11 protein-coding genes are annotated in these 12407 nt (G+C 37.5%); 2 read left to right on the top strand and 9 right to left on the bottom strand.

Annotated features, from left to right (window positions below; genetic code table 11):
• Positions 1–37: 37 nt before the first annotated feature.
• The 3 genes from KHA97_RS17075 to KHA97_RS17065 form a co-directional block, all read right to left on the bottom strand.
• Positions 38–1006 carry a LacI family DNA-binding transcriptional regulator gene (locus KHA97_RS17075; protein ID WP_325167490.1) on the bottom strand — a complete coding sequence of 323 codons (969 nt, stop codon included), beginning with the start codon at positions 1004–1006 and terminating at the stop codon, positions 38–40.
• A gap of 123 nt (positions 1007–1129) precedes the next feature.
• Positions 1130–3352: a beta-glucosidase BglX gene (bglX, locus tag KHA97_RS17070; RefSeq protein WP_213125981.1), complete on the bottom strand. Its 2223-nt coding sequence runs from the start codon at positions 3350–3352 to the stop codon at positions 1130–1132.
• Between the two features lie 18 nt (positions 3353–3370).
• On the bottom strand, positions 3371–5173 hold the full coding sequence (locus tag KHA97_RS17065; protein ID WP_213125980.1) for a PTS sugar transporter subunit IIA: 1803 nt from the start codon (positions 5171–5173) through the stop codon (positions 3371–3373).
• A 351-nt stretch (positions 5174–5524) separates the two neighbouring features.
• On the opposite strand from KHA97_RS17065, the gene KHA97_RS17060 reads away from it, so the two are divergent.
• Positions 5525–6355: a M15 family metallopeptidase gene (locus tag KHA97_RS17060; RefSeq protein ID WP_325167489.1), complete on the top strand. Its 831-nt coding sequence runs from the start codon at positions 5525–5527 to the stop codon at positions 6353–6355.
• A gap of 73 nt (positions 6356–6428) precedes the next feature.
• A protein-coding gene (locus KHA97_RS17055; RefSeq protein ID WP_213125979.1) for an IS3 family transposase occupies positions 6429–7792 on the top strand; the annotation gives its coding sequence in 2 pieces (ribosomal slippage) (positions 6429–6888 and positions 6888–7792; 1365 coding nt in all).
• 63 nt (positions 7793–7855) lie between these two features.
• Here the strand turns inward: KHA97_RS17055 and KHA97_RS17050 are convergent.
• The 6 genes from KHA97_RS17050 to KHA97_RS17025 all read right to left on the bottom strand — a co-directional run bounded on the left by KHA97_RS17050 (position 7856) and on the right by KHA97_RS17025 (position 12399).
• Positions 7856–8209, bottom strand: a complete 354-nt coding sequence (locus KHA97_RS17050) for a VOC family protein (protein ID WP_213125978.1) — start codon at positions 8207–8209, stop codon at positions 7856–7858.
• Between the two features lie 64 nt (positions 8210–8273).
• Positions 8274–8885, bottom strand: a complete 612-nt coding sequence (locus KHA97_RS17045; RefSeq protein ID WP_213125977.1) for a LysE/ArgO family amino acid transporter — start codon at positions 8883–8885, stop codon at positions 8274–8276.
• 112 nt (positions 8886–8997) lie between these two features.
• The gene (locus KHA97_RS17040) at positions 8998–9525 is read right to left on the bottom strand and encodes a hypothetical protein (RefSeq protein ID WP_213125976.1); all 528 of its coding nucleotides are present in this window, start codon (positions 9523–9525) and stop codon (positions 8998–9000) included.
• Between the two features lie 67 nt (positions 9526–9592).
• Complete coding sequence (locus KHA97_RS17035; RefSeq protein WP_213125975.1) at positions 9593–10123, bottom strand: hypothetical protein; 531 nt, start codon at positions 10121–10123, stop codon at positions 9593–9595.
• A 181-nt stretch (positions 10124–10304) separates the two neighbouring features.
• On the bottom strand, positions 10305–11150 hold the full coding sequence (locus KHA97_RS17030; protein WP_213125974.1) for an STAS domain-containing protein: 846 nt from the start codon (positions 11148–11150) through the stop codon (positions 10305–10307).
• Positions 11151–11478: 328 nt separating this feature from the next.
• Complete coding sequence (locus KHA97_RS17025; protein WP_213125973.1) at positions 11479–12399, bottom strand: aldo/keto reductase; 921 nt, start codon at positions 12397–12399, stop codon at positions 11479–11481.
• Between the last annotated feature and the right edge of the window lie 8 nt (positions 12400–12407).

Genomic DNA, 12407 nt, shown 5'->3' with positions numbered 1-12407 from the left:
AATTCCATTATGCATAAATTTTATTAAATATAGGTATTTATTTTACTGTGTTTCTCCATTTCATTTTTGCAGAAATCTTGAAAATATCTTTAGACGCCGTACCTCGAATCATCTCCACTAATTCTTTTGCAGCTAAATAACCGCTCTCGTAACGTGGAATGGCTACGGTTGTTAATCCATATGTTTCCGCTGCGCCCGCATCATCAAAACCCGTAACGGAAATATCCCCCGGCACAGAATAATTACTCTCCTTAAATGCTTTTATTGCCCCAATCGCCATATTGTCATTTGCACAAACCAATACTTCCGGAAGATTGTTACTTAGAGTAATGATATTGGCCGCACGGTACCCACTTTCTTCAGTAAAATCTCCAAAGTAGTAATTTGCTCTTTGAAATGGAATATTGTTATTCTTTAGCGTATCGCTAAATGCTTGGAATCGCTCCTGATGATCAAGTGAACTTTCAATTCCGCCAATATACCCAAACTCACGAAATCCTTTATTTATAAGGGATTGCACGAGTTCACACATAACCGTATAGTTCTCAACAATCACACTCTTGATGTTTTCATTGTCTACAATACGATCCATGACAACGATTGGAAATTGTTCATCTGCAACTGAATTAAGGAAATCATTATCCATTTTTTTGTCTAAGACAATCGCTCCCCTAGAAAAATTGTTGCGCATAAAATTTTTGCTAGAGCTTGTCGTGCATACGATTAAATCGAAGCCATTTTCGGATAAATAATCATTGATTCCTTTGATGATTTTTAAATAAAAAGACCTCTCAAAATCGCTAAAATTAAAGACAATCGTATTCGTCTTTCCTGATTTCAAGCTTTTCCCCATGAGATTTGGCTGATAACCAACCTCTTCACATATTTGCAATACACGTTCCCTAGTTTCTTTTCCAACATTTTTTCGTCCATTAATTACATTGGAAACAGTCGATACAGAAACACCAGCCATTTTCGCAATATCTTTTATGCCAATCAATTCCATGCCCCTCACTTCGAGTTACTTTTCTGCTCTTAGTAAAACACAAAAAATTCATTTTGTAAAATTTACTTTGTATTTTAGTAAAACGGACTCACCTTTATGTAAAAGTGAGTCCATTTTTATACTTTATTCTTCTCTTTTTAACTCAAAAACTTCGAATATTTCCGTTTCACTATTGGAACCGATAAATATTTTAAACTTTCCATTCTCACTTTCAAATTTCATGCTTGCTGTGTAAAATCTTAGCATTTCTTCCGTAATATTGAATTCCACTGTTTTAGATTCCCCGGGTTGAAGTTCTATCTTTTTAATGCCTTTTAATTCTTTTACAGGTCTAATGACGCTACCTGCTAAATCTTGAATATATAATTGTACTGTTTCTTTTCCGGCATAGTCCCCTGTATTTTTTACTGTTATAGAAGCAGTTAACTTTGAAGCTTGTGTTAGTAGTTTCTTATCCAGCGTTAGGCCGGAATATTCAAATTCCGTGTACGATAACCCAAAACCGAAAGGATATAATGGTTCATTAGGAATATCGGTATATCTTGATTGGAAGCGATGGCCGGCTTCTCCTTTTTTCAGCGGCCTGCCCGTGTTATAGGAATTATAGTAAACAGGAATTTGGCCCACGCTATATGGAAAGCTCATTGATAGTTTTCCTGATGGATTTACATCATTAAATAGAACATCAGCGATTCCGTTTCCACCTTCTGTTCCTGGGAACCAAGCTTCTACAATGGCATTTGCCTTCTCATTGATTTCTTTTAAATCAAGAGGTCTACCATTAAAGAGGACAACCACAATATTTTGGTTAACTTCATGTATCTTTCGGAATAAATCAAGTTGAATTTCTGGAAGTGTAATCGCGGCCCTGCTTCCTCCTTCACCACTTTGAATAGAATGCTCGCCTAATGCGAGTACGACAACATCAGACTTTTTAGCCAGCTCTATAGCTTCTTGTAAATCGTCCTTAGCAGCTTCAGGGTTGAATTCTTTTTCTTCAACCTCGTGGGCGAATCCACTGATTTTCGTATCAGGATCTAAAATCTCACTGCCTTTTGCAAAGTGAACTTGTGACCCTTCAACTTTTTTCATTACGGCTTCTTTAAGTGTCACTACTTGATCTGTATCTCCATGGATCGACCACAAACCACTTAACCCTTTATTGTCTGCATATGGCCCAATAAATGCGATGTTCTGATTGTTTTTACATAAAGGCAAGGCACCTTCATTTTTCAAGAGGACAAGTGATTCACTCACTATTTTTCTCGCTAAACTGCGGTGTTCCTCACAAAGAATCAATTCCTTTTCTTTTTCCTCATTAGCGAAACGGTATGGATTTTCAAACAGTCCTAATTGATTTTTCAATTGAAGGACACGCATAACGGATTCATCAATTAATTGCTCGGAAATTTTCCCTTCATCGACTAGCTTTTTCAGGTGTTGAACATATACAGGTGTGACCATATCTATATCGACACCCGCTTCGATTGCAAGTCTCGCTGCTTCTTCCCCATCTTCTGCAACTCCATGTGCCATCAGCTCAGCTATTGCTGCGTAATCAGAGATAAGAACTCCTTCAAAGCCCCATTCATCTCGCAATAAATCTTTCATTAACCATTTATTTCCTGTCGCTGGTATTCCATCAACCGTGTTAAATGCCGTCATAACCATGGCACATCCTGCATCAAGCGCGGCTTTGTACGCAGGTAAATATTGCTCTCTTAATGTTCTTTCAGACATATCAACGGTATTATAATCACGGCCGCCCTCTGGAGCACCGTATGCCGCAAAGTGTTTTACGCAAGCCGCTAGTGTTCCTTCTTCCGTTAAAGACTTACCTTGATATCCTTTTACCATCGCAGCTCCAAATAATCCATTCAAATAAGCATCTTCCCCTGTTGATTCCATTACCCTCCCCCAACGTGGGTCTCTTACTAAATCAACCATCGGCGAAAATGTAATATGTAATCCTGAAGCTGCAGACTCTTTCGCCGCAACTTCCGCACTTTCTTGTACCAAATCTGGATTAAACGTACTGCCTAATCCAAGTGGTATCGGAAAGATAGTTTTATAGCCATTAATGATATCTGCCAAAAATAGCAATGGGATTTTATGACGGTTCTTTTCCAAGTATTCAGTTTGGACTTGCTTTAGTTTTTTTGCACCTAATACATTTAAAATGGAGCCTGTATTGTTAATGGTATCTTCCTCAAATTTCATATAACTAGAAGGACCTGTGCTTATATCAGAGCCTTTATAATAATCTCCTGTCAATTGCAGTAATTGATCAATTTTTTCTTCTAACGTCATTTTTGATAAAAGTTCATCTAATGCAGATTGATTCATCATTTACTCTCCTTATTTTTAATTATCTATATCCAAAATACTTATGATTTCCTTTGCTGTTTTAGCTTGGATCATTTTTTCAATATTATTAGAATCCGAGCAAATGACAGCAATTTTAGATAAGATTTCAAGATGGGTACCGTCTTTTCCTGCTATTCCGAAAATCAACCGGGCTTTTTGACCGTTAAAATCAACTCCCTTTGGTGCTTGAATGATCGTAATTCCAGAATGAATGACATCCTTTTTGGCTTCCTCCGTACCGTGCGGAATTGCTACACCATGCCCCATATAGGTTGAAAGCATTTCATCCCTTTCAATCATCGCTTCAATATAGCTTTCTTTAACGTAACCCGTTCGGACTAAGGCGTTTCCAGCATAACGAATCGCCTCTTCTTTACTTGTAAAATCTTGATTTAAAAATATATTTTCCTCAAGCAGCAGGTTGGCAGGTTTCATAACTGTCATGATAGAATCCTCTCTGTTTTTTTGCAGATGTTCTATTAATATGTCGTATTCTGGGCTAGTTAAGAAATGTTCAACCGAAATATGATACGCATCCGGCGCCTTCTTTTTTGCCCTTGGTGTAAGCTCTTTCTGAGTAATCACAAGTTGAGCATTTGAAGGAAGAGCATTAATCGCAGTATGTAAAACTTCTATATTTGAATCTATTTCCTGTACTTTCTTCCTAAGAAGGGAAGCACCCATTACACTTGAACCCATCCCAGCATCACAAGCGAAGTAAATTTTATCAACACTAGGAATAGAGTTGGCTAAATTTGAGTCTACTGTTTCTTCTGCCTTTCCCGTTTTTAGTATGGGAACGGAGATGAGAAAAGACACCATTCCAGCGACCAATACCCCTGCAACATTTGCTATATACGTGTTGGCATGATACGGACTCAACGCCATGATCACAAGGAAGCTACCAGGTGACGCAGGGCTGATCAATCCACCATCCAAAAAAGTAAAGGTAGCAATCCCACATATTCCTCCGACGATCACGGCCAAGATTAACAGTGGGCGCATCAAAATAAATGGAAAATATACTTCATGAATCCCACCGAAAAACTGAATGGCCGCAGCTCCAGGCGCAGACCTTTTCGATGTTCCTCTTCCAAATATACTATAAGCCATCAACACACCAACACCTGGTCCTGGGTTCGCTTCCATTAAAAAAAGAATGGATTTTCCTTTTTCAACGACTTGCTCAATTCCGATCGGCAAAAGAATCCCGTGATTCAGAGCATTATTTAAGAATAGTAGTTTTGCAGGCTCTATCAAAATACTAGTAAAAGGAAGTAGTCCCATTTCCGTCATCCAATAAATCCCGCTCGTAAGTGCTTTTGTAACAAAGGAAAAAGCGGGTCCTATCGTAAAAAAGGCTATAATAGTAAGTCCTCCACTGATGATGGTGGCTGTGAAATTGTTAACAAGCATTTCAAAACCAGATTTTATTTTCCCTTCAAAAAGGGCATCCACTTTCTTTACAATATAAGCTCCCAGTGGACCGATAATCATGGCCCCTAAAACCATCGGAATGTTTGAACCTGCAATCACACCTACCGCAGCAATCGAAGCAACAACCGCACCGCGCTGGTCATATATTAATTTTCCGCCAGTATATGCTATTAAAAGTGGAATCAAATAGGTGATCATGATATCAGCAATGGCAAGCAGTTTTTCGTTAGGAAATAGCCCTGCTCGCATAAACAACGCTGCAAACAATCCCCAGACCATAAAAGCTGAAATATTTGACATGACCATCGAACTTAAAAAGTTTCCTAGTTTTTGAACGGTTATTTTTATATTTAATCGGCCCATTTACCACTTTCCTCCATTGTTCAATCCACCTTTAATGTTAAATCAGAAACCTTTATCTATCAATCAGATTTTTATACTTTAAAAGTATTGGTAGCCGGTTTATGTCCTTGAAGGGCTAAGGCATGGCGAATCAATATATCGTACTCAGAAATTCAAACTATCCTTTATCGAGAATAGATTTACGAAAAAGTTTTAATTAATAGGGATCAACATAGATTATGAAGGCTCCTTAGGGGGTATGGAAAAATGATATTACAATTATCTAGTGAAAATATTCCTATAGTGATAGTATGACTTCCGTGTTATTCTAGATTGTACGATATTTTTCCACCAAGCAGGAGGAAAGCAAGAGTGAAATCAAACCATATACGTAGTTTGACGATACTTTTATTGGCCACGGTTGTCAGCATCCAAAGCGGTTGTACTTTGATGAATAAAGGAAACCAAGAGAGAGCAAATATTGTCTCTAACGAAAACGGAATTAGTAAGCTTTCCCAATCTGTAAAAAATGACAAAGATGCTACCGAGGAAAATCCATCTCACGATGAAAAAAAAGTAGAAAAGCCGAAGGAAAATGCGAATCGGGTTCCTAATCAACCAGAAGCCCTTGATGTCCTTGTAAATAAACAGTACAAGCTCCCGGATCATTACGAACCGACGGATTTAGTCATCCCAAATGTCCGGTTTATCTTTAGCGGAAACCTTGAAAAAAAGAAAATGCGTCAAGAAGCTGCAAGAGCATTAGAGAATATGTTTTCAGGTGCTGAAAAAGATGGAATCTTACTAGCTGGAGTTTCAGGATATCGTTCACAGGCAACACAAAAAAGTCTATATAACAGCTATGTGAATAGGAACGGAAAAGAAGCAGCGGAACGATTTAGTGCTCATCCGGGTCATAGCGAGCACCAAACCGGATTAGCGATGGATATATCAGGCATTACTGGCAAATGTGCAGCCACGGATTGTTTTGAAGGTTCGCCTGAGGCAAAGTGGTTGGCTGAGCATGCCCACGAATATGGATTTATCGTTCGTTACCCAAAAGGAAAAGAAGATATTACCGGCTATAAGTATGAGCCATGGCATATGCGTTTTGTCGGCATCGACATCGCCAATACAATCTTTGAAAAAGATATCACAATGGAAGAGTATTTTGACGCAGTTGTACCTGTTAGAGGAAATTAATAGAAATGAAAAAAGCAGATCTTTGAACTGCCCCGTAATTGTTAGACACGACTAACATTTACGGGGTGTTTTTATGGCCAAATTTACAGCCGAAAAGAAATTAGAAGTTGTTCAAAAATATCTAAATAATGAAGGGGGATATGGGTTTCTTAGTAAAATCTATGAAACAACTCCTAATACAATCAAAAAATGGGTTCTACAGTATCAATATCATGGTGAGGTTGGGCTAATAAAGAACTATACAAACTATACAGGACAGTTTAAACTAGACGTACTAAATTATATGAACGAACAAGGGACGTCTCTTTATGAAACAGCTGCCATTTTCAATATTCCAGCACCGAGTACTATTTTAACTTGGAAGCAGATACTTGAAACGGAAGGATTAGATGCCCTTAAATCAAAGAAAATGGGGCGTCCATCCATGAAAAAAGAAACAAAGAAAACAACATATAAGAAATCAGCACCAACTGAAGGAACGATAGAGGCATTACAAGCACAAATTAAACGATTAGAAATGGAGAATGCCTACTTAAAAAAGTTGAATGCTTTAGTTCAAATGCAAGAAAAATTACAAACAAAATCAAAGCGCAAGTAATTTTTGAACTAAAGGATAAGTATGAGGTCGTGGACTTAGTTAAAGTCGCTGACATTCCACGCAGCACGTACTATTACTGGGAAAAACGGTTAAATCAGCCCGATAAATACAAGGAAGTAAAAGAAACTATCAAGGAGATCTATCATGAGCATAAAGGTCGTTATGGGTACCGTCGCATTACAAAAGAGCTAGAAAAAAGAGGTGTCCATCACGATCGAAAAACCATCAATAGTTTAATGAATCAAATCGGTTTAAAATGCTTGGTACGCCTGAAGAAATACCGTTCTTATAAAGGAAATGTAGGCAAAATCGCTCCGAATGCATTAAATCGCGATTTTTCTGCCGAGAAAATGAATAAAAAGTGGGTAACCGACGTCACAGAATTCCAACTATTTGGGGAGAAACGTTACCTCTCTCCGGTACTAGATTTGTGTAATGGAGAAATCATTGCTTATAGCGTCACAAAACGTCCTGTTTATAACTTGGTGGGAGATATGTTAGATCAAGCAATTAAACGTCTTCAACCTGGAGATCAAGTGATTCTTCATTCAGATCAAGGTTGGCATTATCAAATGAAACAGTATCAAAAAACTCTAAAACAGCACCAAATTACTCAAAGCATGTCCCGAAAGGGTAACTGTTTGGACAACGCAGTCATGGAAAATTTCTTTGGCTTATTAAAATCTGAACTCTTATATCTTCAGGAATTTGATAGTATTGAGCATTTTGAATGGGAACTAGCTGAATATATTCACTATTACAATCACAAGCGGATAAAGGCTAAATTAAAAGACCTAAGTCCAGTTGAATATCGGACTCAGGTCTTGGAAGCTGCATAACTATTTTTGTCTAACTTTATTGGGTCAGATCACTTGGATTTCACTTAAGATCTGCTTTTATTATTATCCCTTATTTTCAATTAGACCAATTCCAAGTCCTGTTGGATCTACTAAATACGCCAGATAAAAATCATCAAATTCCATTTTATCTCGTACGATTAATGCTCCATTATCCAAAGCCTTGGCAATTGATTCGTCAATCGAATCTACTTCAATTTGTATTCTTGTCCCATGTGGATAATCGTTTGGACCTTTCGCAATTCCGCCGCTTATACCCGTTTTCGATTCACTTCCAGTAGTAACTTCTCGATAATCCCAATGCGGTTCAGCTACTTTCCAACCAAAAACCTTGGAATAAAAATCCGCAGCCTTTTCAGGATTTTGACTGTTAAGTTCAAATCCAATTACTCTTCCCATTTCGAGCACCTACTTCCTATTAGTATTAATTAATGATTTCCACACCTTCCCAACAAATTCCTTTTTATTTCGATAGAAGATATGCAATATATAACGCTACTCCCCATATAAGAAATGCGGAAATTTTATTAATCGTATTAATCATTTTCCCTTCTGCATCTATATCTCCTATCTTTTTTCCTGCCAAGGCAAGTCCAAAAAACCATAACCAAGACACTAAAATCGTAGATACTGTAAAAAAAATTTTATTCAGACCACTATAGCTAAGGGAATTTGTTCCAATGACGCCGATAGTATCGAGGATTGCATGTGGATTCAGCAACGATACCGACATAGCAAACATGAATTGCTTTTTAGGTAATAATGCTTTTTCTTTTCTACTCATTTTAGTAGGTTTGCTTTTCCAAATAACCCATCCCATATAAACAAGAAACAGGAAACCTACTACAAAGAAGACCTTTTGCAATATCGGAATCGTCAACACAACGACCGAAACTCCTAAAACGGCAAATACAATGAGAAAAGTATCGCAGATTGAAGCAGTCAATACTACTGGCAACACCCCTCTGAAATTTCGCTGTGAAGCACCCTGGTTAAATACAAAAACATTCTGAGCCCCCAGTGGTAATATGAGCCCGAAAGCTAATAGAATTCCGTGAAATATAGCTGCCAACATTCCAAGTTGCACCCCTAACAAGTCCTATATATAAGTCCCATTATTTTAACATGTAAAAATGAAAAATGGACTCCCAACAAAGAGAGTCCATTTTTATGAATATGAATCAACCTTAGAAAAATGGCGCCTGTAAAAACAGAAAGTAACATAGAAGAAAAAATATGGGGCCAACGAAAAATGGATTTTGAAGAATGTTTATTAAAAAGTTTCTTTTTTTTATGTATGTAAAAACCTCAAAAAGAATCATCAAACAGATTAAAACGACGATTGTAAACATAATCATAATAATTCGATCCCAGTCCATTGGCTTTAACATAACACCAAGCATAGCTCCCATCATTCCTGCCATAATCCCAGACAACAACCCTTCGAAAACAGCTAAAAACGAAAAAAACATGCCCATGAAAATTCCGATGATCGCTCCTGAACCCATCCCGATTACCGTTGCCAATAACATATTGTCTTGAAAAAAAATCCCCATTAAAGTTCCGGCAAATAATCCGATTCCCATCGCAATCGACATCGTAAACAGCATTCCATGCATATTGCTTAATTTTTTTCTCACTATAAAAGCTGATAATCCAGCTCCAGCTGAAAAGACTAACAACAGAAAAGACAAGAGTATTAAGGAATTAGACATCCGTATCATCTCCGGCGTTTTTGTACAAGTATATGAGAAGCCGGAAGGAATCTGCACAGTAATTTATTTAGCTTAGGCTTTTTTTGTTTATTAAGCCCGTAATAATAAAACATACAGTCATTGCCACAAAAGATACAAACATTGCAAGGACAAGGCCTATAAATGCCATAAACGTGTCGTTTTCGGGAGTACTAGACTCAAGAGTAATCGCCATATACAAGAATCCAAGAAAAAGAAATAAATAAAAACTGCTTCCGATTCCACCCATTATCATTTGATCTTTCCGCTGTTTTTTATCCGCACTCCGTATTACCATCCATAAGTAAATACTTGAAATAGTTGCAAGAATCATAAAAACGAGGTGAATGTAAGGAATTAAAAGAAGGCTAGTTAAGTATAACGTACCTACTGCAAAGAAAAACAAAATAGCATTTAGGGAGAATAGAAATAGCCCACTTAACCATTTATTATGAAACCACTTCGATTCAGATAGTTTTTTAACTAGAAAAGTATTTTCACTTACTAGCTGTAAAAACGCTTGTTTGTTTAACAAAATAATAACGATAATGAAGATACCCACTAAAAAGAATAACGTCACTGCTTTTTCAACTCCAATCTCACCATACCAAGTAATTCTATGTATACAAGAAAAAATATATACATAGATAAACTATGTATAGTATGAACTTTGATGATTTTTATGTCAATACAAAATACACAATCACGAACATAAATTCATATCGTCACTGTGTATAAGATGAGATTGAGAGTACTTTTACTCATTTATGTACTTTATTTAAAGATTCCAACGCATTTTTTAAGCTTTTTTCAATTAAAATGCCATCAAAGCTAATTCCAAGATGAACAATTGCCTGAGCAATTTCCGGACGCAGTCCCGTTAAAACAGTCTCGACTCCAATTAATCTTAGTGAGTTGGTAACTTGGAAGAGCTCGTTGGCAACCATTGTATCCATCATTGGGACACCTGATAAATCAATGATCAGAAACTCATTTTCCAATTTCGCACAACTATCTAACGTGTTTTCTTTTAATATTTTTGCACGATGAGTATCAAGATCACCTATTAATGGAAGGATTGCAATTTCATCAGTAAGAGACACAACGGGTACCGAATATTCTTGTATCGCTTTTTGAGCTAATTCTAATGTTTTTCTATGATTCTCCACAAACGAAACACTAAAAATATAACCTGCATGATCAATAAGAGGATCAAGGATACGGTTCACGGCAACTACTTCTTCACCATTAACGTTATGCTCCCTTAAAACTTCTATCATCATCTCCCAGATCACTGTTCTCCACGAGGTTAGGGTCTTTAAGGCTTCGTCTAATGAAAGCTGAAAATCTACTGCTGATGTGCCTGATAATCTAGCCCACTCTGTTACACGATCCCACATGGAATCTTTACTTAATTGCTTAACCGCTTGTCCCAACAAAACTAAGAAATCCGCTCTCCACTTATTAAGTAATTCCATATATTCCGAACTGACAAATGAATCAACAAAAGGCTTATCAAATGTTTTATTTAAACGCACAGCGGCTTGATAACTATTTTCGATAATATAATCGCCTAATAAAACGTGAAAACTCTTGTTACCTTCCAAATTTCCGACCTCCAATCCCTTGTAAAACAAATGTACCATACTCTTCGGCAATAGAGGAATTCTAACAACCTATTACTTAACGTTATTTAAGATTAATAGCTTCCACTCGACTTTTCCGATCGTTTGTTGTGATTTACTGACAAGTACCTCAATTTTACTGGCCAGTCCTCAATGCAGGCTTCCGGCCGGAATCTCTACTTTACTGGCCATTTGTGGTAGTTTACTAGCCGGTTTATCTTGCTAAAATTCGCTTCTCTCTTAAAAAAAGCAGCCCTGCAAACTATCACAGGACTGCATATTTTCTTTTTAAGAGATCAATAAATATATATTATATCTTCACCGCACTTGGATGATCTTCTTTTACAAGATCCAACGATGCGGCTCTTGCATTGATTTCGACTTGTTCAGGACTCTTACAGCCTGGGATGACAGTTGTAACAGCTGGATGCTGCAGGCACCATGCCAGTGCCCATTCCGCCATGTTCACACCTTCAGGAACTTCATTTTTCTTGATTTCTTCTACAAGGCGAAGCTTTTCATCAACTTCTTCGCGATCGCGCCCTTTTCTTACATTATCACTGAAAACAGCACCAGGCTTATATTTACCACTTAAAAATCCACTCGCTAAAGGAACACGAGCTAGTACACCTAAGTCTTGTTCAATACAAGAAGGGAAAACTTCCTTTTCAGGAACTTGATCAATTCTGTTATAGACAACTTGTATCGCTTTCGCATTTACCTCAGTTGCTTTGGATGTTTGATAAATATTCGCATTGCTTCCAATCGAAATTCCGAGGTTTCGAATTTTTCCAGCTTGCACTTGCTTGTCCAACATCGTCCACAAATCATCGTTATCAAAATCTTCATCTGAGCCGGAGTGGAATTGATACAGATCGATATAATCTGTCTGCAGTGACTTAAGAGATTCTTCTAATTGTACGCGAACAGCATCCACGCTCCATGCATGTTCCCAATGGTCATGCCATTTGTGGCCAAACTTGGAAGCTACTACCCAATCTTCGCGTCGATCGCGTTTTAGGAAATCGCCAATAAAACGCTCTGACATATGGTGAGGACCATAACATTCAGCCGTATCAATCAAGTTAATACCCAACTCTTTAGCACGTGTAAGAATTGCATCCGCTTCATCTTGGTTAAAATCCTTACCCCAGTCACCACCAAATTGCCATGTACCTACTCCAACAATGGATACATTTAAATCCGTTTTTCCTAAGCGTCTATATTTCACAATCAAAC

This window comes from Lederbergia citri (assembly GCF_018343625.1).
Lineage (GTDB): Bacteria > Bacillota > Bacilli > Bacillales > Bacillaceae_C > Lederbergia > Lederbergia citri.
Note: the sequence above shows the minus strand (reverse complement) of the source record. Positions and strands in the feature narration are given on the sequence as shown.

Coding starts and splice junctions, on each gene's coding strand:
- KHA97_RS17050 (WP_213125978.1), bottom strand. CDS start 8,209: ATGGGAAGAGTAATTGGATTTGAACTTAACAGTCAAAATCCTGAAAAG.
- bglX (WP_213125981.1), bottom strand. CDS start 3,352: ATGAATCAATCTGCATTAGATGAACTTTTATCAAAAATGACGTTAGAA.
- KHA97_RS17040 (WP_213125976.1), bottom strand. CDS start 9,525: ATGTCTAATTCCTTAATACTCTTGTCTTTTCTGTTGTTAGTCTTTTCA.
- KHA97_RS17065 (WP_213125980.1), bottom strand. CDS start 5,173: ATGGGCCGATTAAATATAAAAATAACCGTTCAAAAACTAGGAAACTTT.
- KHA97_RS17075 (WP_325167490.1), bottom strand. CDS start 1,006: ATGGAATTGATTGGCATAAAAGATATTGCGAAAATGGCTGGTGTTTCT.
- KHA97_RS17045 (WP_213125977.1), bottom strand. CDS start 8,885: ATGTTGGCAGCTATATTTCACGGAATTCTATTAGCTTTCGGGCTCATA.